19 protein-coding genes are annotated in these 20690 nt (G+C 69.2%); 8 read left to right on the forward strand and 11 right to left on the reverse strand.

The window, feature by feature from the left end:
* The first annotated feature begins 46 nt into the window (after positions 1 to 46).
* On the forward strand, positions 47 to 2359 hold the full coding sequence (locus tag BOQ54_RS13330) for a mechanosensitive ion channel domain-containing protein (RefSeq protein WP_071924071.1): 2313 nt from the start codon (positions 47 to 49) through the stop codon (positions 2357 to 2359).
* 3 nt (positions 2360 to 2362) lie between these two features.
* Here the strand turns inward: BOQ54_RS13330 and BOQ54_RS13335 are convergent, their stop codons facing one another.
* The 4 genes from BOQ54_RS13335 to petA form a co-directional block, all read right to left on the reverse strand.
* Complete coding sequence (locus BOQ54_RS13335; RefSeq protein ID WP_071924072.1) at positions 2363 to 2902, reverse strand: adenine phosphoribosyltransferase; 540 nt, start codon at positions 2900 to 2902, stop codon at positions 2363 to 2365.
* A 127-nt stretch (positions 2903 to 3029) separates the two neighbouring features.
* On the reverse strand, positions 3030 to 3899 hold the full coding sequence (locus BOQ54_RS13340) for a cytochrome c1 (protein ID WP_055457559.1): 870 nt from the start codon (positions 3897 to 3899) through the stop codon (positions 3030 to 3032).
* A 43-nt stretch (positions 3900 to 3942) separates the two neighbouring features.
* Positions 3943 to 5226, reverse strand: a complete 1284-nt coding sequence (locus BOQ54_RS13345) for a cytochrome b (protein ID WP_055457560.1) — start codon at positions 5224 to 5226, stop codon at positions 3943 to 3945.
* Positions 5227 to 5281: 55 nt separating this feature from the next.
* Positions 5282 to 5809, reverse strand: a complete 528-nt coding sequence (gene petA / locus BOQ54_RS13350) for a ubiquinol-cytochrome c reductase iron-sulfur subunit (protein ID WP_055457561.1) — start codon at positions 5807 to 5809, stop codon at positions 5282 to 5284.
* 277 nt (positions 5810 to 6086) lie between these two features.
* Here petA and BOQ54_RS13355 point away from each other — a divergent pair, with 277 nt between their 5' ends.
* Together BOQ54_RS13355 and hemF are read left to right on the forward strand one after the other, a co-directional pair.
* Positions 6087 to 6584 carry a tRNA (cytidine(34)-2'-O)-methyltransferase gene (locus BOQ54_RS13355; protein WP_055457562.1) on the forward strand — a complete coding sequence of 166 codons (498 nt, stop codon included), beginning with the start codon at positions 6087 to 6089 and terminating at the stop codon, positions 6582 to 6584.
* A 55-nt stretch (positions 6585 to 6639) separates the two neighbouring features.
* Positions 6640 to 7551 carry an oxygen-dependent coproporphyrinogen oxidase gene (gene hemF, locus BOQ54_RS13360; protein WP_071924073.1) on the forward strand — a complete coding sequence of 304 codons (912 nt, stop codon included), beginning with the start codon at positions 6640 to 6642 and terminating at the stop codon, positions 7549 to 7551.
* Between the two features lie 195 nt (positions 7552 to 7746).
* Here hemF and BOQ54_RS13365 read toward each other — a convergent pair whose 3' ends face one another.
* From BOQ54_RS13365 to BOQ54_RS13385, 5 genes are all read right to left on the reverse strand, one after another.
* Complete coding sequence (locus BOQ54_RS13365; protein WP_055457564.1) at positions 7747 to 8016, reverse strand: hypothetical protein; 270 nt, start codon at positions 8014 to 8016, stop codon at positions 7747 to 7749.
* Positions 8017 to 8106: 90 nt separating this feature from the next.
* A complete protein-coding gene (locus BOQ54_RS13370; protein WP_071924074.1) occupies positions 8107 to 9360 on the reverse strand; it encodes a CCA tRNA nucleotidyltransferase in 1254 nt (417 codons plus the stop codon).
* Complete coding sequence (locus BOQ54_RS13375) at positions 9357 to 9614, reverse strand: DUF6111 family protein (protein WP_071924075.1); 258 nt, start codon at positions 9612 to 9614, stop codon at positions 9357 to 9359. The genes BOQ54_RS13370 and BOQ54_RS13375 overlap by 4 nt, the downstream gene beginning before the upstream one ends.
* On the reverse strand, positions 9611 to 10237 hold the full coding sequence (locus tag BOQ54_RS13380; RefSeq protein ID WP_082464684.1) for a CoA pyrophosphatase: 627 nt from the start codon (positions 10235 to 10237) through the stop codon (positions 9611 to 9613). Before BOQ54_RS13380 ends, BOQ54_RS13375 begins: the two co-directional genes overlap by 4 nt.
* 59 nt (positions 10238 to 10296) lie before the next feature.
* A complete protein-coding gene (locus tag BOQ54_RS13385) occupies positions 10297 to 10938 on the reverse strand; it encodes a DUF1285 domain-containing protein (RefSeq protein ID WP_071924076.1) in 642 nt (213 codons plus the stop codon).
* A 185-nt stretch (positions 10939 to 11123) separates the two neighbouring features.
* On the opposite strand from BOQ54_RS13385, the gene BOQ54_RS13390 reads away from it, so the two are divergent.
* The 4 genes from BOQ54_RS13390 to BOQ54_RS13405 are packed head-to-tail and all read left to right on the forward strand — an operon-like array spanning position 11124 to position 18065.
* Positions 11124 to 12149: an AAA family ATPase gene (locus BOQ54_RS13390; protein ID WP_055457568.1), complete on the forward strand. Its 1026-nt coding sequence runs from the start codon at positions 11124 to 11126 to the stop codon at positions 12147 to 12149.
* Positions 12150 to 12157: 8 nt separating this feature from the next.
* On the forward strand, positions 12158 to 13099 hold the full coding sequence (locus BOQ54_RS13395; RefSeq protein WP_055457569.1) for a DUF58 domain-containing protein: 942 nt from the start codon (positions 12158 to 12160) through the stop codon (positions 13097 to 13099).
* Position 13100: 1 nt separating this feature from the next.
* Positions 13101 to 15953, forward strand: coding sequence for a DUF4159 domain-containing protein (locus BOQ54_RS13400; protein WP_071924077.1), 2853 nt, complete (start codon positions 13101 to 13103; stop codon positions 15951 to 15953).
* Positions 15954 to 15962: 9 nt separating this feature from the next.
* Positions 15963 to 18065 (forward strand): hypothetical protein, encoded by a 2103-nt coding sequence (locus BOQ54_RS13405; protein ID WP_055457571.1) that lies wholly within the window; start codon positions 15963 to 15965, stop codon positions 18063 to 18065.
* Here BOQ54_RS13405 and BOQ54_RS13410 read toward each other — a convergent pair.
* The gene (locus BOQ54_RS13410; protein ID WP_071924078.1) at positions 18040 to 18549 is read right to left on the reverse strand and encodes a GNAT family N-acetyltransferase; all 510 of its coding nucleotides are present in this window, start codon (positions 18547 to 18549) and stop codon (positions 18040 to 18042) included. The genes BOQ54_RS13405 and BOQ54_RS13410 overlap by 26 nt on opposite strands.
* Before the next feature lie 307 nt (positions 18550 to 18856).
* On the opposite strand from BOQ54_RS13410, the gene BOQ54_RS13415 reads away from it, so the two are divergent.
* Complete coding sequence (locus BOQ54_RS13415) at positions 18857 to 19843, forward strand: glutathione S-transferase family protein (protein ID WP_071924079.1); 987 nt, start codon at positions 18857 to 18859, stop codon at positions 19841 to 19843.
* Between the two features lie 3 nt (positions 19844 to 19846).
* On the opposite strand, the gene BOQ54_RS13420 is transcribed toward BOQ54_RS13415, so the two are convergent.
* Complete coding sequence (locus BOQ54_RS13420) at positions 19847 to 20335, reverse strand: NUDIX domain-containing protein (protein ID WP_071924080.1); 489 nt, start codon at positions 20333 to 20335, stop codon at positions 19847 to 19849.
* Between the last annotated feature and the right edge of the window lie 355 nt (positions 20336 to 20690).

A 20690-nucleotide genomic window follows, 5' to 3' on the forward strand; every position in this document is an offset into this window, starting at 1 on the left:
GCCGGCTGCGCATCAGCCTTTCAGCAGGGGACACTCTCCGGGATTCATGAAACATTTCATCGCGCTCGTCTGTCTCTGCCTTGCCTTCTTCTTCACCGCAGCCCACCCGTCGTCCGCCCAGACGACACCCGCGCCCGCGGCAAGCACGGGCGAGGCGCCGGCAAGCACGAGTGTCGATGCGCTCATCAGGATCCTGGAGGACGATGCCGCCCGCCAGGCGCTGATCGACCGGCTGCGGAGCGCAGCCGCGGAACCCGCGCCGCCGGCCGAGGCGCCGACCTTCGCCCGCTGGCTGGCCGAGCACACGACCCAGGCGACGACCGCCCTCAAGGAGGCGCTCGCCTCCGCCTGGGCCTTCACCGAGCGGCTCGGCGAGGTGCTGGCGGGCACAGCCTCGCTCGACCTGCCCCGGCTGTGGGACGTCATCGCGAGCCTCGGCTCCGTGATGCTCGTCGCCTTTCTGCTGCTCTTCGCCGCGCGGCTGATCGCCAATCGCTTCCTCGATCGGACGGCGCTGCGGGCCGCAGGTGCCCCACTCGTGACACGCCTCGCCCTCGCGGTCGTCGCGGCGCTGATCGATGCGCTCGCCGTGGTCATTGCCTGGGGCGCCGGCTATCTCATCGCGCTGCAGCTCGGCAGCGAGGCGGCGCTCAGCTTCGGCGAGACGCTGTTCCTCAACGCGCTTATCGTGCTCGAGCTCGGCAAGGTCAGCCTGCGCTTCCTTCTGGCGCCCCGCCATGCCGCTCTGCGGCTGCTGCCGCTCGACGACACCGACGCAAACTACTGGTACTTCTGGCTGAGCCGCCTCGTCAGCCTCGTCGGCTACACCTTCCTGTTCGTCGCGCCGCTCGTCGCGGTCGCCACCACCTTCGCCGCCGCCCGATCCGTGCGCGTCATCGTGCTTTTGGCGGCGCTCTTTATCGGTATCGCCATCATCCTGCAGAACCGCGACGCCGTGCGCGCCCGCCTGTCAACGGCCGGGCGCGAATGGGGCCATGCAACGCGGCAGGTCCTCATCGTCCTCAGCCGCATCTGGCATGTCCTCGCCATCGTCTATCTCGTCGCCCTCTTCGCCGCCTGGCTGTCGAACCCCTTCACCGTCCTGCCCTTCATGCTCAGAGCGACGGTGGAGACCGGCATCGCCGTGCTCGTCGGCAGCCTCGTCACGGCCTTCATCACGCGGGCCCTGCGGGGCGGCATGTCCTTGCCGGACGATGTGAAGGCGCGCCTGCCCCTGCTGGAGGCCAGGCTCAACGCCTTTATTCCCTCGGTGCTGCGCGTTGCCCGGACGCTGGTGCTCATCCTAGTGCTGCTGGCCATCGCAGACGCCTGGGCTGTCCTTGACCTCGGCGGGTGGCTGGCGAGCGAGACAGGCCGCAACCTCGTGGGCGCCCTGATCTCCACCTCGCTCGTGCTCGTCATCGGCTGGCTCGTCTACGTCGCCGTGTCGAGCTGGGTGGAGTACCGGCTGTCGAACGATTTCGGCCGCGTACCAAGCGCGCGCGAGCGCACCCTGCTCTCCCTCTTCCGCAACGCCTTCACCGTCGTGCTTCTCGTGCTTGTCGGCCTCCTCGCCCTGTCTGAACTCGGCGTCAATATCGGTCCGCTGCTCGCTGGCGCCGGCGTCATCGGCCTTGCCGTCAGCTTCGGCTCGCAGAAGCTGGTGCAGGACATCATCACCGGCGCCTTCATCCAGATTGAGAACGCGATGAACGAGGGCGACGTGGTCAATCTGGGCTCGGTCTCGGGCGTGGTGGAGAAGCTCACCATCCGCTCCGTCGGCATCCGCGACCTCGACGGCATCTATCACCTCGTGCCGTTCAGCGCCGTGACAACCGTGTCCAACTTCATGCGCGGCTTCGCCTTTCACGTCGCGGAGATTGGCGTCGCCTACCGCGAGAACATCCCGCAGGTGAAGGAGGCCATGCACGAGGCCTTCGACAGGCTGTCAAAGACCGAGCATGGCAGCGCCATCATCGGGCCACTCGACATGCAAGGTGTCACGGGCTTTGCCGATTCGGCAGTGAAGGTACGGGCCCGCATCCGCACTCTCGCCGGCCAGCAGTGGAATGTCGGCCGCGCCTACAACGAGATCCTGAAGGCCGTCTTCGACGAGCGGGACATCGAGATCCCCTATCCGCACATCACCGTCTACATGGGACGCGACAAGAAGGGCCATGCGCCGCCCCTGCATGTCGTGAACGACCGGCCTGTCGAAGCGGGCGCGGGCGAGGACGCGGCTGCTGCTGCGGCGAAGAAACCGCGCCGGTCAAGGCCACAGCGCCACCGCCCCGAGCGGGCTTCCTCCGGACCGGAGAGGCTGGTGTCCGGCGAACCAGACGATACCGGCAAGCCCTGAGGCTCAGTGCCCTTCGAAGGACATGAGCGTGCGCACGGTGACGCCCATGTCGCGCAGGCGTCGGGCGCCCCCGAGATCCGGCAGGTCGATGAGGAAGACAGCCGCGACCACCTCCGCGCCCATCTTGCGCAGCAGCTCGACGGCCGCCGTCGCCGTGCCGCCGGTGGCGATGAGGTCGTCGACGAGGATGACGCGCTCGCCGGGCGCGATCGCGTCGCGATGCATCTCCATCTCGTCGATGCCGTATTCGAGCGAATAGGCGATCGTCACCGTCTCGTGCGGCAGCTTGCCCTTCTTGCGAATGGGTACGAAGCCGGACGCGAGTTGGTGCGCCACCGCGCCGCCGAGGATGAAGCCACGCGCTTCGATGCCTGCAACCTTGTCGATCTTGGAGCCGGGCCACGGCTGCACCAGTTCGTCCACGGCGCGGCGGAAGGCGCGCGCGTCTCCGAGCAGCGTCGTGATGTCGCGAAAGAGGATGCCGGGCCTTGGATAGTCAGGGATCGTCCGCACCGCTGCCCTGAGATCGCTGCGCTCGTCCATGTCGCTGTTCCACCGTCCGGTTTCGTCAAGTCATCAACCCGGCCGCCCCGCGCGTCAAGAAGCGTCGGAAGCCATCCGCCAATGAAAAAGGCGCCCGAAGGCGCCTTTCCTGGCAGGACGCGGACGCTCAGCCGTGTGCCTCCTCGGCATGTGCACGGGCCCAGATCTTCTTCTTGGTGAAGTAGAGCAGCGCCGCGAAGACGATGAGGAAGATGATGACCTTGAAGCCCATCGCCTTGCGGGCCTCGAGATGCGGCTCGGCCGCCCACATCATGAAGGCCGAGACATCGCGCGAGTACTGGTCGACCGTCTCCGGCACCACCGGGTTGCCGGCCTCGTCCTTCGGGTATTCCACCTGCCCGTCGCTGAGCGGCGGAGGCATGGCGATGGCATGACCGGGCATGTACTCGTTCCAGTACTGCCCCGGCTGCAGTGTGGTTCCCGCCGGCGCCTCGCGGTAGCCTGTCAGCAGCGCGTGGATGTAATCGACGCCGTGCTCGGCATATTCGAAGAAGGGGATGGCATCGACGATGAACAGCGGGAAGCCGCGCTCGTAGGTGCGCGCCTTCGCGAGCAGCGAGAAATCCGGCGGGTAGGCGCCGCCGTTGGCCGCGCGCGCCGCATTCTCGTTCGGGAACGGCGACGGGAAATGATCGGCCGGGCGGCCCGGTCGCTCGAACATGTCGCCCGCCTCGTTCGGCCCGTCCTGGATCTGGTATTCAGCGGCGAGCGCCTTGACCTGACCCTCGGTGAACTCGGGCCCGCCCGGCTGGGAGAGGTTGCGGAAGGCGACGCGGCTGAGGCCGTGGCAGCTGGCGCAGACCTCGCGGTAGACCTTGAAGCCTCGCTGCAGCTGGGCACGGTCGAAGGTGCCGAAGGGACCGGCAAAGCTCCAGCTCTCGCGCGGCGGCTTCACCTGCTCGGCCGCGGAGGCCGGCACCGCCGCAACGACAGCGGCTGCGAGGAAGCCGGCGATGAGAAGGGTCGTCTTTTTCATGTCGTCATTTCCCCCGCGCCGCAAGGCGCGATCAGCCCCAATCTCAGCCCTTGGAATTCGGCTCGGCACTGGCGCCCGAGGCGAGGCCCACTGGCGCACCGCCATGCTTGCGCAGCACGTCCTCGGCGATGCTGCCTGGCATGGCGCGCGGCTTCTCGATGAGGCCGAGGATGGGCAGGATCACGATGAAGTGCAGGAAGTAGTATGCGGTCAGCACGCGCGAGGCGATGACATAGCCGCCCTCCGGCGGCTTGGCGCCCAGATAGCCGAGACCGATGCAGCACAGCACGAAGACCCAGAACAGCTGCTTGTAGAGCGGCCGGTACGTGGCCGAGCGCACACGCGAGGTGTCGAGCCACGGCAGGAAGGCGAGCACCGCGATCGCCGCGAACATGGCGATGACACCGGCGAGCTTGTCCGGAATGGCGCGCAGGATGGCGTAGAACGGCAGGAAGTACCACTCCGGCACGATATGCGCGGGCGTCACCGCCGGGTTCGCCTCGATGTAGTTGTCCGCATGGCCGAGATAGTTCGGGATGTAGAACACGAACCAGGCGAAGAAGACAAAGAAGCAGACGACGGCGAAGAAATCCTTGATCGTCGCGTATGGCGTGAAGGGCACCGTGTCCTTCTTCAGGTTCTTGACGTCGAGGCCGGCCGGGTTGTTCTGCCCCACGACGTGCAGCGCCCAGATGTGCAGGGCCACCACGCCGACGATCATGAAGGGCAGCAGATAGTGCAGCGAGAAGAAGCGGTTGAGCGTCGGATTGTCGACCGAGTAGCCGCCCCACAGCCAGGTCACGATCGGCTCGCCGACGATGGGCAGCGCCGAGAAGAGGTTCGTGATGACGGTGGCGCCCCAGAAGCTCATCTGCCCCCACGGCAGCACGTAGCCCATGAAGGCGGTGGCCATCATCAGGAGGAAGATGATGACGCCGAGGATCCACAGGATCTCGCGCGGGGCCTTGTAGGAGCCGTAGTAGAGGCCGCGGAAGATGTGGATGTAGACCGCGATGAAGAACATCGAGGCGCCGTTGGCGTGCAGGTAGCGCAGCAGCCAGCCGTAGTTCACATCGCGCATGATGTGCTCGATGGACGAGAAGGCCAGCGTCGCATGCGGCGTGTAGTGCATGACAAGCACGATGCCCGTCACGATCTGCGCCACGAGCATGAAGGACAGGATCGCCCCGAACGTCCAGAAGTAGTTCAGGTTGCGCGGCGTCGGGTAGGCGACGAAGGACGAATGGACGAGGCCGACGAGGGGAAGCCGGCTCTCGAACCATTTCGCCACTGCGCTCTTCGGAACGTAGGTGGAATGTCCGCTCATGGTCTTGGGTCGCCTGATGTTGCTCGGTATCGCGGGCGTGATGCTGGTGGGCGCGTCAGCCGATCTGAATCTTCGTGTCGTTCACGAAGGCATAGGGCGGGATCGGCAGGTTGGTCGGCGCCGGCCCCTGCCGGATACGCCCGGATGTATCGAACACCGAGCCGTGGCACGGGCACAGCCAGCCGTCATAGGCGCCCGCATTGCCGAGCGGGACGCAGCCGAGGTGGGTGCAATTGCCGTAGACCACGAGCCACTGGGCGTGACCTTCCTTGACGCGGGCCGAATCGGCTTCCGGATCCGGCAGCGAAGCGACGTTGACGTCCTCCGCTGCCTTGATCTCCTCCGCCGTCCGATGGCGGACGAAGATGAGCTTGCCGCGCCAGAACAGCTTGACGATCTGCCCTTCGGCGATCGGCGTCAGGTCGACCTCGACCGGCGCGCCGGCGGCAACGGTTGCCGCATCCGGGTTCATCTGCGCGATGAAGGGCCATGCCACCGCGGCAACACCCACGGCGCCCACGGCGCCAGTCGCGATGAAGAGAAAGTCTCGCCGGGTCGGTTCGGCGGTAGCGGTCTCAGCCACGTTGGCTCCCCAGTCTCACAATCCTGGCTCGACGTTTCGCCACCGCGACGGTTCCCTTCCGCACCCGCATCCTGCGGGGTCCAGCCGAAACCGTCGGTCATGGCGGCGCGCCGACTTCAAAGCACGGACGCGACAGCCCCGCAATGCGACCGGGAGTCGCCGCGCGGCGGCTGTTTGGCATGGTTCCAGAACCATGTCCATACTTTCGGCAGACAAAGCCGTGCGCTACGTGCATTGCCCGGCCATCCGGCCTCATGCCCTCGAACCTGACGCCCCCATGCACCCGCTGCGCCTTGCCCTCTACCAGCCCGACATTCCGCAGAACACCGGCACCATGGTCCGGCTCTGCGCCTGCCTCGGCGTCGCCGTCGACATCATCGAGCCGGCGGGCTTTCCTGTGTCCGACAGGGCGTTCCGCCGGGCGGGCATGGATTATCTCGATGCGGTCGAGATCGTCCGGCACGCGAGCTGGCGCGCCTTCGCGGCCGATCGCGCGAGCTCGGGCCGCCGCCTCGTGCTCGCCACCACACGCGCGGCTTTGCCCTATCACGCCTTCTCCTTCGCGCCCGGCGACGTCGTCCTGATGGGGCGGGAATCGGCCGGCGTGCCGGAGGAGGTGCACGACGCCGCCGATGCGCGCATCCTCGTGCCCATGCGGCCCGGCCTGCGCTCGCTCAATGTCGCCGTCACGGCCGCGATGATCCTCGGCGAGGCCCTGCGCCAGTTGGACGCCTTTCCCGGCGGCGGGGAGGCTTCTACACCGGCGGGCAGTTGAACGGTCCCCAGCCGCATGCCGCAGCACGCCACCAGGAGCCGAGGAAGGACAAGCCATGACCGACGCCCAGCCCATCGATCCCGCCCTGATCGCGCGCCTCAAGGACGAGGCCGGCACCTGGTTCGCGGCGCTGCGCGACGCCATCTGCGCCGATTTCGAGACGATCGAGGACGAGGCGCCGGGCCCGTTCTTCCCCGAGGCGGGCGGGCCGGGGCGCTTCGAGCGCACGCCCTGGCAGCGCACCGACCATAGCGGCGCGCCGGGCGGCGGCGGCACCATGGCGATGATGCGCGGCCGCATCTTCGAGAAGGTCGGCGTGCACGTCTCGACGGTCTTCGGCGAATTGGCGCCCGAGTTCCGCGGCCAGATCCCCGGCTCGGCCGAGGACCCGCGCTTCTTCGCCACCGGCATCTCGCTCATCGCCCACCCCTGGAACCCGAACATGCCGACGGTGCACATGAACACGCGCTTCGTCGTCACCACGAAGCCGTGGTTCGGCGGCGGGGCGGACCTAACGCCTGTGCTGGAGCGCCGGCGCGGCCAGGAGGACGCGGACGCCATGGCCTTCCACGCCGCCATGCGCGGCGCCTGCGAGGCCCATGCCGCCGTCGCGCCCTATGACAAATACAAAGCCTGGTGCGACGAGTACTTCTTCCTCAAGCACCGCAACGAGCCGCGCGGCATCGGCGGCATCTTCTACGACTATCACTGGTCGGGAGACCCGGACGCGGACCTCGCCTTCACCCGCGCCGTGGGCGAAGCGTTTCGCGAGGTCTACGGCCGCATCGTGCGCGCCAACTGGGCGACGCCCTGGACCGACGAGGACCGGCACGAGCAGCAGGTGCGCCGCGGCCGCTATGTCGAGTTCAACCTGCTCTACGACCGCGGCACCATCTTCGGCCTGAAGACCGGCGGCAACGTCGCCTCCATTCTGTCCTCGATGCCGCCGACGGTGCGCTGGCCCTGACCGGTAAGCGGCCGGCCCGCCCGACGTCCGGAGCCGGCCATCATCACGCCTGTCGCGCACGCGGGTTGGCGTTTTGCGCGAACCGCTAGATAGCAAGCTCCCGATGGGCAATGCAGCCGCAAGCTGCCAGCACTGGGCGCAACCGGTCATCGTCGCGTGCCCGCGTGGTTTAGCTCGGGCAATGCCACACCCCCCTCAATCCGCGCTCGGCAGCCTACGCATGGTGAATTCGATGCGGCCGTCGCCGAGGTCGCGCCAGCTCTCGACCTCGGTCATGTAGGCCGCCTTCGGGAAACGCCGGAACCATTCGCGCGCCTTGGCCCGGGCGGCCTCGCGCTCCAGCACGAAGGTCTCGCGCCGCCAGGTGGCGCCGGTGTCGTCGCCCGCGCGGCCGGACTGCGCCTTGTCGCGCCGTTGCGCCAGGCGCTCGGCCACATCCGCCGGTCCCCGCCCTGCCCGTGCCATCGCGATCCCTCTCAGAGAGCGCCGGCAAGCGATGCCGGCAAGTGATGCCAGCGGGTCCATGCTAGAGCAGGAATGCGGGCGAGGAAACGGTCAGCCGGCTCGCCCGGCAGCAACCGCCTGTTGCAGGATGCGCTTTAGCGCTGCCGCGTCTGCCGGACAGTCCTCGTCGAGCCAGCGCTCTCGCGCCGCCGCAAGCACGGCGCCGACCCGCGGCCCCTTAGGCACGCCGGCGGCGACGACCTCTTCGCCCGACAGGGGGAAGACCGGCGCGATTGCCTCGCCGCGCGCCACGGCGGCGAGGAAGTCGCGACCGCGTGCGTCGATATCCGCCAGCGGCGCGGCCGCCGCGAAGGCGGCGGCGACGATCTCGGGCGCGAAGGACAGGGCGAGCGCCCTGAGATCCCGCAGGCTCCAGGGGCCGGCGGAGCCGTTGAGGCGTTCGACAAGCGCAGCGAAGGCGTGGATGCGCCGCGTCTCGACATTGGACAGCCGCAGGCGGTCGCGCAGGCGGGCCGCATCCTCCGGGATGTCGGTGCCGAGCGCGGCGAGCCGCAGCACCGGATCCGGCCTGCGGCCGCAGGCGGCCTCCCAGGCGATGAGTCGCGCAAGGCGCATGTCGTGCGTCACGCCGGCGAAGGTGCGCTGCAGGAGGCCGGCATCGATCATGATGCGGCAGGTCTCGAGCGCCCGGGCGGCGCCGAGCAGCTTGGCGATCTCCGTCCGCAGCCGCTCGTGCGACAGAAGGTCGAGCCCGGCCCGCGCCCTGACCGCCGCCGTGAAGCCGGCCGCATCGATATCGCCCGACCCGTAGGCCGCATGGAAGCGGAAGAAGCGCAGAATGCGCAGATAGTCCTCGGCGATGCGCTGGCCGGGATCGCCGATGAAGCGCACGTGCCGCGCCGCAAGGTCCGCGAGCCCGCCGACGAAGTCGTGCACCTGCCCCGTGCGATCCGCATAGAGCGCGTTCATCGTGAAGTCGCGCCGGCGCGCATCGGCCGCGAAGTCGCGGCCGAAGGCGACCTTCGCCCGCCGCCCATCGGTCTCGACGTCCTCGCGCAGGCTCGTCACCTCGAAGGGCGTGCCCTCGACGATGACGGTTACGGTGCCGTGGTCGATGCCCGTCGGCACCACGCGGAATCCCGCCTCTGCCGCGCGGCGCATGGTCTCCTCGGGTGTCGCGGTCGTCGCGCAATCGACGTCGCTGACGGGGCGGCCGATGAGCACGTCGCGCACGGCGCCGCCGACGATCCAGGTCGTTTCGCCGCCACCGTCGAGCACGGCGAGCAGCCGCTGCAGCGCGGGCCGCGCGACGAGCGAGGCGACGGCCGCCCGGTCGATGGTCATTGGAACTGTCCCGGCACGAGGCGGCCGTTTTCCAGATGCGTCGGCACATAGGCGCCCGAGTGCCGCTCGGCCGTGATGCCGAGATAGACGAAGGCACCGATCGCCAGCAGCATCCCGGCGATGACGAGCCACGGCACATGCCCGTCCCACTCGTGCCGGGTGAAGGGATTGCGCCTGCGCAGCAGCAGATAGACCCCGAACAGGAGGAAGGGAACGAAGAAGAGGACCAGTTGCTGGAGGATCGCCCGCGTCATGGACCGTAGAGCCTCTCGTAGAGGTTGCGGATGATGCCGGCCGTCACGCCCCAGATGTAGCGCTCGCCGAAGGGCATGGCGTAGTAGTGGCGCAACGTGCCGCGCCACTCGCGCGAATGGCGCTGGTGGTTGGCCGCATCCATGAGGAAGTCGAGCGGCACCTCGAAGGCCTCATCCACCTCCTCCCGGTTGACGGTGAGGGTGAAGCCGGGCGTCACGTGGCCGACCACAGGCACGATGCGATAGCCGGTCGCGGACAGATATTCGTCGAGATAGCCGAGCGGGCGCACATGGTCCCGGTCGAGGCCGATCTCCTCCTGCGCCTCGCGCAGAGCCGTCGTCAGCGGCGTCGCGTCCTCCGGGTCCATCTTGCCGCCGGGAAAGGCGATCTGCGCTGAGTGCTGGCGCAGGTGCGCCGCCCGCTGGGTCAGGAGCAGGTTGACGCCGGTGGAACGGGTGACGATGGGCACCAGTACCGCCGCCGGCCGGGCGATATCGGCGGCAACGTCAGGACGGACGCCGGCAAGGTCGTGGTCGCCACGCAGACGCACCGCCCCGACGGCCCCGTGCGGCTGCGGATAGAGGCACCGGCGCGCCCGGTCGAGAAACGTCTCTTCGTCCACGAATGTCTCTTGATCCACCAATGTCTCTCGGTCCACGCGAGCCTTGTCGATCGTCGCCGTCACGTCCCGCCGTCCTCTCCATCGCCTGCGGCCGCGATGGCGAAGAAGGCACCGGCCGAGGCGACGCCCATGATCTGTCCGCCCGCGGCATCCGGGCGCACCTCGACGAGATCGGCGAGGCCGAGCGCCAGGGCGCGCGTCAGCCGCGCCCACAGGCCGCCGCGTATATGGACATAAGGCTTCATCCCGCCTTTCGCATCCGTCTCGAACCGCAGGGGATGGTTCGGCCCCGCCTGCACGATGTCGTCGACATTGGTGCGGAAGGTGAGCACGCGCCCGCCCGCGGCCTCGCTCGCCGCCATCTCGACGGCTATAAAGGGCACGTCCTCGACCGTGATGCCGACACGCTCCACCGGCGTCACCAGCACGTAACCCTCCGGGTCGCGCCGCAGGATGGAGGCGAACAGCTTCACGAGCGCCGGCCGGCCGATGGGCGAGCCGCGGTAGTGCCAGGAGCCGTCGGCCGTGATTCGCATGTCGATCATGCCGCAATGCGGCGGGTTCCACTTCTCCACCGGCCGCGCCTTCGCCGCCGGGCCGGCGGAGGCGAAGAGTGCGGCGAGGCCAGATGGGAGGCTCTCGGGCGTGGCATGGGTCCCGACGCCCGCCGTTCCGCGCTTTTTGCCCTGCTCGCCGCTCACGTGTTTGTGTCCTCGCAACCTTGGCAGCCGATTTCGGCGCGCGCCGCTTGTAATCTGGGTCCCGGCACCACTATCGCAAGAATGGGCACGCTGGGGAACCGAAGGTGTCCGGCCTCAAGCGGCTTGAATAAGACATGATCACCGATGCAGACTGCTCCGACGGGGGCACAGAAGGAGAGTTGCCGATGACGAGCGGCACTGACCGTACCGCTGTGGCCCAGACGCCGACGACCATCGACGATGCCGTCATCAAGGCGGCCGAGGCGGCGCTCGACCATGTGGCCAGAGCGCGCAGTGCCATCGGCTCCGTCATCTTCGGCCAGGCGCACGTCGTCGAGCTCGCCCTCGTCACGGTGCTCGCCGGCGGGCACGGCCTGCTCGTGGGCGTGCCCGGCCTCGCCAAGACCAAGCTCGTCGAGGCGATGGGCACGGTGCTCGGTCTCGACGGCCAGCGCATCCAGTTCACGCCCGACCTGATGCCCTCGGACATTCTCGGCACCGAGATCCTCGACGAGAGCGCCGATCGGCAACGCAGCTTCCGCTTCATCAAGGGGCCGATTTTCGCCCAGCTGTTGATGGCGGACGAGATCAACCGCGCCAGCCCGCGCACCCAGTCCGCTCTCCTGCAGGCCATGCAGGAGTATCACGTGACGGTGGCCGGTGTGCGCTACGACCTGCCGCGCCCATTCCACGTACTCGCAACCCAGAACCCTATCGAGCAGGAGGGTACCTATCCGCTGCCCGAGGCGCAGCTCGACCGCTTCCTTCTCGAAATCGACATCGGCTATCCCGACCGCGATGCGGAGCGCCGCATCGTCCTTGAGACGACAGGTCTTGAGGAGCATCGCCCGTCAGCTGCCATGAACGCGGAAACGCTCATGGGCATCCAGCGTCTCGTGCGCCGCCTGCCGATGGGTGAGAGCGTGCTGGAGGCCATCGTCTCGCTGGTGCGCTCGGGCCGTCCCGGCGAGGGGCCGGAGGAATTGACGCGAGACCTGTCTTGGGGCCCCGGCCCCCGCGCCAGCCAGGCACTGGCACTTGCCGTGCGTGCCCGGGCCCTCATCGAGGGGCGCCTCGCGCCCTCGCTCGACGACGTGGCGGCCCTCGCCGAACCGGTGCTGAAGCACCGCATGGCGCTGACCTTCGCGGCGCGCGCGGACGGCCGCACCATGCCCGACGTCATCGCTCGCCTCGTGGAGCGGCTCGGCTAGGAGCGTCCATGGCCCGCGTTCAAACCCTTTCCGAGGCCGAGCGCTCCCCTGGTATTCCGCACGCCCTGGCGGCTCAGGAACTGACGGCCCGGTTGCCGCATATCGTGCTGGAAGCAAGGCGCGTTGCCGCCTCCGTCAGCCACGGCATCCATGGACGCCGGCGTGCCGGCCCGGGCGAGAGCTTCTGGCAGTTCCGTCCCTTCATGTCGGGCGAATCGGCGACGCGCGTCGACTGGCGGCGCTCGGCGCGTGACGGGCGCCTCTACGTGCGCGAGCGCGAATGGGAAGCGGCGCACAGTATTTATCTTTGGGCCGACCGTTCGGCCTCCATGGGCTTCGTCTCCTCCCTCGCCGCGCAGTCGAAGGTGGAGCGCGCCCTCGTCCTCACCCTCGCCTTGTCGGAAACCCTCGTCGATGCCGGCGAGCGTGTCGGCCTCATGGGCCTGGTGCCGCCGCGCGCCAGCCGCAACATCGTCGAGCGTTTCGTGGAGCTCATCGCCAAGGACGCCGCCGGGCACAACGCCGACCTGCCGGCTGCCGAGGCGCTGCCGCCGCTGAGCGAGGCCGTGCTCGTCAGCGACTTTCTCGTGGAACCGCCCGCCTTCGATGCCGTTGTGGGCCAGCTTGCCGCCCGCGGCGCCCGGGGCCATGCGATCATGATCATCGATCCCGTCGAGGAGACCTTCCCGTTCACGGGCCAGGCGGAGCTGGAAGATCCTGAGGCGGGCCTGCGCCTGCGCATCGGCGATGCCGTCCTGTGGGGCGAGGACTATCGCCGACGCATCGCCATCCACCGCGACGCCATCGGCGCGGCGCTCAAGCGTCGCGGCTGGACGCTGACGCTCCATCACACCGATCGCCCGGCGAGCGAGGCGGCGCTGCGCGTCCTGACGCAGCTCTCGGCCGCGCGCGGCGGCCGCAGCGGCCTCATCGGGGCACGGGGAGGCTGACATGTTCGCTGGCCTCGGCTTCGGAGCTCCCCTCGTTCTCATCGCCCTCGCCGCCTTGCCGGCGATCTGGCTCATCTTGCGCATCACGCCGCCGCAGCCACGCCGCATCCCCTTCCCGCCGCTGCGCGTCATCGCCGACCTCATGCCCCGGCGCGAGACGCCGGCACGCACGCCCTGGTGGCTGCTCGCCCTGCGCCTGGCGCTCGCCGCGGCCCTCATTCTCGCCGTCGCCGGGCCTGTTTGGAACCCGATCACCGGCGGCGTATCCGCCCCAGGCCCACTCGTCATTGCCATCGACAACGGCTTCGCCGCCGCGCGCGACTGGGACGAGCGCACGGCGCTCGCCGAAGAGCGCATCATGTCGGCCGAGCGCCAGAACCGGCCCGTAGCCATCGTTGGCCTCGCCGACCGGCCGGACACCGTCGAGGCTCTGGCCCCCGGCGCCGCCATGGACCGGCTGCGCGCCCTCGCGCCTCAGCCGCACGTGCCCGACCGCGCGAGCCATCTTGCCACGCTCGGCGCCTTCCTCTCGCAGCATGGTGAGGCCGAGATCGCCTGGATCAGCGACGGCATCGCCTTCGGCGCAGACGGCTTCGCGGACAGCCTCGGCGAGGCGTTCGCGGGGCGCACGGGCGCCGTTACCATCTATCGCAATCCTGTGGCCGAGCCGCTCATGATCGCCGATGCCCACAACGGCCCGAGCGGCATCGAGGTGCGGCTGGTACGCGCAGGCCCGAACGGCCGCGACACCGGCACGCTGCGCGCCCTCGACACCAAGGGCCTGCTCCTCGCCGAGATGCCCTTCAGCTTCTCCGCCGGCGCCAGCGAGACGACGGCGCGCTTCGACCTGCCGGTCGAGCTCGACAATGCCGTGGCGCGGCTCGAGATCGCGGGCGAGACTTCCGCCGGCGCCGTCGGCCTCATCGACGAGAGCGGCAAGCGCCGGCGGGTCGGCCTCGTCTCCGGCGGCACGGTCGACACGGCTCAGCCGCTCCTGTCGCCGACCTACTATGTGTCGCGGGCGCTCGCCCCCTACGCCGAGCTGCGTGAGGCGCGGCGCGGCATCCCCGATCCCGTCGGCGACCTCGTCGACCAGGGCGTCAACGTCCTCGTGCTCGCGGATGTCGGCTCGCTCGACAGCGAGACGGAAACGAAGCTCGCCCGCTTCGTCGAGGAGGGCGGCCTGCTCATCCGCTTCGCCGGTACGCGCCTCGCCGCCGGCAACGACGAACTGGTGCCGGTGCGCCTCAGGCGCGGCGGGCGCAGCCTCGGCGGCTCGCTCTCCTGGGATGCTCCGAAGACCTTCGCCCCTTTCCCGGAGACGAGCCCCTTCGCTGGTCTGCCGGTCCCTGACGAGATCACCGTCTCGCGCCAGATCCTGGCCGAGCCGGACGGCGAGCTCTCGCGCCGCACCTGGGCGGCGCTGGCAGACGGCACGCCGGTCGTTACCGCCGCCAAGCGGGGCGAGGGGCTGATCGTTCTCTTCCACGTCACTGCCGATCCGGGCTGGTCGAGCCTGCCGCTCTCCGGAGTCTTCGTCGACATGATGCGGCGCACGATCGCGCTCGCCGGCCGGAGCGTCGCGGCCAACGCCGGCGAAGGGAAGAACGGCGCCGACATGGCCGCGCCCCAGCGCACGCTCGACGGCTTCGGCATCTGGCGCTCGCCGCCGGCGACGGCCAAGCCCATCCCCCGCAACCACACCAGCCGCGCCACGCTCGACCACCCGCCCGGCTTCTACGGGCCGAGCGAGGCGAGCATCGCGCTCAACACGCTGTTGCCGGACGACCGGCCGATGGCGCTCGACTACGGCCCGTTCGCCGGCAGCCTCGTTCCCATCGCGCGGGCCGCGACCGTCGACCTGAGGCCGTTTCTTCTCCTCATCGCGGCCCTCCTCCTCATCGCCGACACCATCGCCTCGCTCCTCCTCGGGGGGCATCTCGGGGGACTCGGCGGCTTGCGCCGGCGCCCGAGGCCGCGCGGCGCCACCGCGGCGATCCTTGCCCTCGCCACCCTCGCCGCCATTGCCCTGCCGGCCGGACAGGTGCGCGCCCAGGGGGCGACGGGAGAAGCGCCGCAGGAGACCGCACGCGAGCTGCCGCCAATCTCGGCCGAAGAGGTGGAGCGCGCGGCGATCACCCGCCTCGCCTACGTCGTCACCGGCAATCCCGACATCGACGGCACGAGCCGCGCCGGGCTCGACGGCCTGACGCGCGCCCTCGTCATGCGCACCGCGCTGGAGCCGGGCGAGCCCGTGGGCGTCGACGTGGAGCGCGACGAACTCGCCTTCTATCCCCTGCTCTACTGGCCCGTGGTGGCTGGCAATGCGCTGCCCTCGCCGGCGGCCTTGCGCCGGCTCGACGCCTACATGAAGGGTGGCGGCACGGTCATCTTCGACACCCGCGACGCCATGGCGCTGCGCTTCGACGGCGCGGTGACGCCGGAGGGGCAGCAGCTGCGCCGCATGCTCGCGACGCTCGACATTCCCGAGCTCGAGCCGGTGCCGCGCGACCATGTGTTGAGCCGGGCTTTCTACATCCTCGACTATTTCCCGGGCCGCTATGCCACGGGCGAGACCTGGGTGGAGGCGCTGCCGCCGGAGGACGAGGCGAGCCGCCGCCCGGCACGCGCCGGCGACGGCGTGAGCCCGCTCATCATCACCAGCAACGACCTGGCCGCGGCCTGGGCCGTCGGCGGCCGGGGCGAGCCGCTCTTTCCCGTCGTCGGCCCCGATCCGCGCCAGCGCGAGATCGCCTATCGCGTCGGCATCAACATCACGATGTATGCGCTGACCGGCAACTACAAGGCCGACCAGGTGCATGTCCCGGCGCTGCTCGAGCGGCTGGGGCAATAGGGTCACGGCATGCTGAGCCTCTCCTTCACCCCGCTGGTTCCGACCCTCGTGCTCGCGGCCGTCGCCGTGCTCGCGGCGGTGGCGGCCCTCGTCTCCATCCTGACCCGCGGCGTCACCGGCATCGTGCGCACCCTCGCGCTCGCCTGCCTCGTCATCGCCCTTGCCAATCCCTCGCTCGTGCGCGAGGAGCGCGAGCCGATGAAGGACATCGTCGCCGTCGTCATAGATCGTTCCACCTCGCAGACGCTGGGCCCCCGCGCCACGCAAACAAACGCCGCGGTGGAGGAGTTGCGGAACCGCCTCGGCGCCATGGACCGGCAGATCGAGGCGCGTTTTGCCACGGTGACCGACAATGCCGGCGGCGGCGACGGAACCCGTCTCTTCTCCGCCCTCTCCGACCTGCTCGCCGACGTGCCGAGCGAGCGCGTCGCCGGCGCCCTCCTCGTTACCGACGGCGTGGTGCATGACATCCCGGGCTCGACCGCCCTCCTCGGCTTCAATGCGCCGCTGCACGCCCTCGTCACCGGCCATGAAGGCGAACGCGATCGGCGCATCGCCCTCCTCGAGGCGCCGCGCTTCGGCCTCGTCGGCAAGGACCAGACCATCCGCCTCATGGTCGAGGAGCGCGGCGGCACGGGCGATGCGACGCTCACCGTGCGCCGCGACGGCCAGCTCTTGCGCACGCTCACCGTCGCGACCGGCCGCCCCTTCGCCTTGCCGATCACCATCGACCACGGCGGACCGAACGTCGTCGAGCTCGAGGTCGACGGCCTCGACGGTGAACTGACCAACGCCAACAACCGCGCCGTCCTTACCATCGAGGGCATCCGCGAGAAGCTGCGCGTGCTGCTGATCTCGGGCGAGCCGCACGCGGGCGAGCGCACCTGGCGCAACCTCCTGAAGTCGGACGCCAATGTCGATCTCGTCCACTTCACCATCCTGCGTCCGCCGGAGAAGCAGGACGGCACGCCGATCAACGAACTGTCGCTTATCGCCTTCCCGACGCGCGAGCTCTTCCAGCAGAAGATCAGCGAGTTCGACCTGATCATCTTCGACCGCTACGCCAACCAGAGCATCCTGCCCAACATCTATTACGACAACATCGCCCGCTATGTGCGCGAGGGCGGCGCGCTACTCGTTGCCGCGGGGCCAGAGTTCGCCACCGCCGGCAGCATCGCCCGCACCGCACTCGGCCCGGTCCTGCCCGCGGCGCCCGACGGGCGGGTTCTGGAGGCGCCCTACAAGGCCGAGGTGACGGAAACGGGCCACCGCCATCCGGTCACGCGCGCCCTGCCCGGCAGCGAGACCAACCCGCCTTCCTGGGGCGAATGGCTGCGCCTCGTTGGCGCCCATGTGGACACCGGCTCAGTGCTGCTGTCCGGCTCGGAGGAGCGCCCACTCCTCGTGCTGTTGCGCGAAGGCGAGGGCCGCGTCGGCATGCTGCTGTCGGACCACGCCTGGCTGTGGGCGCGCGGCTACCGCAACGGCGGCCCGCATCTCGACCTGCTGCGCCGCCTCGCCCACTGGCTGATGAAGGAGCCTGCTCTCGAGGAGGAGGCGCTCAGGGCCAACGCCCGCGGCGGCGAGATCCTCATCGAGCGCCAGACCATGTCGGACGCGCCCGGCCCGGTTGTCGTGACGAGCCCGGACGGCACAACGCGCGAGGTCACGCTCTCCGGCGGCGAGCCGGGCCTGTTCAACGCCGTCACACCCGCGGAACAGCACGGCCTCTATCGCCTGACGAGCGGCGACCTCGCGGCCTTCGTCAATGTGGGGCCGGAGAACCCGCGCGAGTTGACTGACGTCTTCAGCGACACGGAGCGTTTGCGCCCGCTGGCGGAGGCGACGCGCGGCTCCGTGCGCCGCATCGCCTCCGGCATGACGGACGCCGTCGACCTGCCGCGCCTGACACTGGTCTCGAGCGGTTCGCGCTTCTCGGGCGGCGACTGGATCGGTCTTCGGGCCAGCGGCAGCGCCTTGGTGCGCGGCGTCTCGGTGATGCCGCTCGGCTACGGCTTCCTTGGCCTTGCACTCCTGCTCGGCGCCGTGCTCGTCGTCTGGCTCGTCGAGGGCCGGCGGCGCGGCCTCAGCGAGCCGGACGCAGCGCGGTGACAGGCCCCCGCGCACGCTCCATCACCCCGTCCTGCAGCGGGCAGGCGAGGAAGCGGCGCGGATCGACCGGCCCCGGCAGCGTGAACTGCCCCGGGGGCACGGGCGCGAAGCCGAAGCGCGCATAATAGGGCGCATCCCCGACGAGGAGGACGAGGCTGTGGCCGGCCTTGCGGGCCGCGTCGAGCGAGGCGTTCATCAGCGCCGCGCCGATGCCGCGGTTCTCGAAGGCGGGATCGACCGTGAGCGGGCCGAGCACGAGCGCCGGCTCCTCGCCCGCCATCACCGGCGAGACGCGCACGGAGCCGACGATGAGCGTGCCGACGAGGGCGGTGAAGGAGAGGTCCGCGAGCGGGGGCACGCCCTCGCGCAGGCGGAAGGCGGTGCGGGCGAAGCGCCCGGGCCCGAAGGCGCGCTCGTGCAGCTTTTCCACGGCCTCGGCATCGGCGGGCAACTCACGCCGGATGGTGAGCTTGAGATCGGTCATGACGGGTCTTGCGGAAGGATGTTTCCATCGAAGCCGCTCCCGGAGGGAGCGGCGGCGCGCATGATGCTGCGGCCGCTTTGCGCGGCCGTGCCGTTATCGTCGTCGCTGGGCAGCAAAGATGCGCACGTCGCCATCCGCTCTCGTGAGGATTGCCGCTCTACCACAGACCTCGCCGCACCGTCCATGGCCTTGGTAGGGCCGCCCTGCTTCTTCCCATCCGTGCAAGACCGGTCTTGCACGCCTGCCCCTCCCGCCCGGTGCCGCCTATGTCATGGTGGAAGCGAAGGACACGCGAAAGGAAGACGTCATGGGTCTGCTCGTCGATGGGGTGTGGCACGACGAATGGTACGACACGAAGAGCACCGGCGGGCGCTTCGTGCGCAAGGATTCGGCCTTCCGCAACTGGGTGACGCCGGACGGCGCGCCGGGGCCGAGCGGCGAAGGCGGCTTCAGGGCCGAGGCCGGGCGCTACCACCTCTATGTCTCGCTCGCCTGCCCCTGGGCGCACCGCACGCTCATCCTCCGCAAGCTGAAGAAGCTCGAGGACGTCATCTCCGTCTCGGTCGTCGATCCCTGCATGGGCTCGCAAGGCTGGGTCTTCGGCGACAGCCCGGGCACCGTGCCCGATACCGTTAACGGCGCCAGTCGCCTCTACGAGATCTATCTCAAGGCCGACCCGCACTACAGCGGCCGCGTCACCGTGCCGGTGCTGTGGGACAAGCAGCGCGGGACGATCGTCAACAACGAATCGAGCGAGATCATCCGCATGTTCAACGCGGCCTTCGCGGCCTTCACCGACGTTGCGGACGACTATTATCCCGAGCCGCTGCGGAAGGAGATCGACCGCGTCAACGAGCGCGTCTATCACGCTGTCAACAACGGGGTGTACAAGGCCGGCTTCGCCACAACGCAGGAGGCCTATGACCAGGCCTTCGACACCCTCTTCGGCGCGCTCGACGAACTCGACACCCGGTTGGCGAGGAGCCGCTATCTCCTCGGCGACCGTCTGACGGAGGCGGATTGGCGGCTGTTCACGACTCTGGTGCGCTTCGATGCCGTCTATGTCGGCCACTTCAAGTGCAACCTGCGCCGCATCGCCGACTATCCCAACCTAGGCCCCTATCTGCGCGACCTCTACCAGGTGCCAGGCGTCGCCGGGACGGTGAACATGGAGCACATCAAGCGGCACTATTACGAGAGCCACAAGACCATCAACCCGGCGGGCATTGTGCCGCGCGGCCCGGCGCTCGACCTCGATGCACCGCATGGCCGCGAGCAGCTCGGGGCCGGCTGAGCCTCACCAGTCGGCGGACGGCGGCCGTTCCTCGACGATCTCGACGATACGGGCTCGCGTGCCAGGCGTGACGCCCTCGGGCAGCGCTGCAACCGGAAAGAAGCCCGTCTCCACGATTTCCTTGTCGGGCGGGCGCGGGCCGGCCACAAACTCGCGCACGACGTAGATGGCGACGTGGTCGCGCCGCGACACCTTGCGGTTGAAGAAGATGCCGTGCAGCACGATTTCGCCGCTCGGCACGATGTTGCCCTCCTCCGCAAGCTCGCGGTAGAGCGCCTCGAGCATGCTCTCGCCGGCTTCCACCCCGCCGCCGGGCAGGTGCCAGCCGGGCGTGTAGCTGTGGCGCACGAGGAAGACACGCTCATCCTCATCGATGACGGCGGCACGCACGCCGAGCGTCATCGGCCGCGAGAAGCGCCACCAGGTGTGCATCATGCGTCGGGTCACGGGCTCCAGCCCGTTCATCCGCCGCGGAAGCGCGATGCCGCCCATCGGAAGGATCTCCTGAACAAGTCGTTAACGCCGCCCGCTATCCCCATGCGTCCGGCGCATATCTCTGTTGCTGCTTTGCCCGACGATATGACGTGCAGACACGAAAGAGAATCGCCATATGAGACAGGAAGCCATACGGCAAGGACAGGACAGATGCTTCTCACCTTCATTCTCGCGCGGCTCTCCCGGCTCCACGGTTATGCTTGGCAGCCTGCGGTCGAACTCGACGATCCCCAGCTCATCTCGACCCTCATTCCCGACGCGCAGCACTGACGGCGGGTCACAACCACGCTTTGTCGGCCCCTGCGGCTTGACGCGCGGGCTCTGAGCGGCGATGCCTTGGCAATCCACCTGG

Source organism: Chelatococcus daeguensis (genome assembly GCF_001887265.1).
Lineage (GTDB): Bacteria > Pseudomonadota > Alphaproteobacteria > Rhizobiales > Beijerinckiaceae > Chelatococcus_A > Chelatococcus_A sambhunathii.

Bases quoted from the DNA above. Each gene is read 5' to 3' on its own strand.
- BOQ54_RS13400 (WP_071924077.1), top strand. From the start codon at position 13,101: ATGTTCGCTGGCCTCGGCTTCGGAGCTCCCCTCGTTCTCATCGCCCTC.
- BOQ54_RS13355 (WP_055457562.1), top strand. From the start codon at position 6,087: ATGCACCCGCTGCGCCTTGCCCTCTACCAGCCCGACATTCCGCAGAAC.
- BOQ54_RS13365 (WP_055457564.1), bottom strand. From the start codon at position 8,016: ATGGCACGGGCAGGGCGGGGACCGGCGGATGTGGCCGAGCGCCTGGCG.
- BOQ54_RS13375 (WP_071924075.1), bottom strand. From the start codon at position 9,614: ATGACGCGGGCGATCCTCCAGCAACTGGTCCTCTTCTTCGTTCCCTTC.
- BOQ54_RS13420 (WP_071924080.1), bottom strand. From the start codon at position 20,335: ATGGGCGGCATCGCGCTTCCGCGGCGGATGAACGGGCTGGAGCCCGTG.
- BOQ54_RS13390 (WP_055457568.1), top strand. From the start codon at position 11,124: ATGACGAGCGGCACTGACCGTACCGCTGTGGCCCAGACGCCGACGACC.
- BOQ54_RS13370 (WP_071924074.1), bottom strand. From the start codon at position 9,360: ATGACCATCGACCGGGCGGCCGTCGCCTCGCTCGTCGCGCGGCCCGCG.
- BOQ54_RS13345 (WP_055457560.1), bottom strand. From the start codon at position 5,226: ATGAGCGGACATTCCACCTACGTTCCGAAGAGCGCAGTGGCGAAATGG.
- BOQ54_RS13395 (WP_055457569.1), top strand. From the start codon at position 12,158: ATGGCCCGCGTTCAAACCCTTTCCGAGGCCGAGCGCTCCCCTGGTATT.
- BOQ54_RS13340 (WP_055457559.1), bottom strand. From the start codon at position 3,899: ATGAAAAAGACGACCCTTCTCATCGCCGGCTTCCTCGCAGCCGCTGTC.
- BOQ54_RS13405 (WP_055457571.1), top strand. From the start codon at position 15,963: ATGCTGAGCCTCTCCTTCACCCCGCTGGTTCCGACCCTCGTGCTCGCG.
- BOQ54_RS13335 (WP_071924072.1), bottom strand. From the start codon at position 2,902: ATGGACGAGCGCAGCGATCTCAGGGCAGCGGTGCGGACGATCCCTGAC.
- BOQ54_RS13410 (WP_071924078.1), bottom strand. From the start codon at position 18,549: ATGACCGATCTCAAGCTCACCATCCGGCGTGAGTTGCCCGCCGATGCC.
- hemF (WP_071924073.1), top strand. From the start codon at position 6,640: ATGACCGACGCCCAGCCCATCGATCCCGCCCTGATCGCGCGCCTCAAG.
- BOQ54_RS13415 (WP_071924079.1), top strand. From the start codon at position 18,857: ATGGGTCTGCTCGTCGATGGGGTGTGGCACGACGAATGGTACGACACG.
- BOQ54_RS13330 (WP_071924071.1), top strand. From the start codon at position 47: ATGAAACATTTCATCGCGCTCGTCTGTCTCTGCCTTGCCTTCTTCTTC.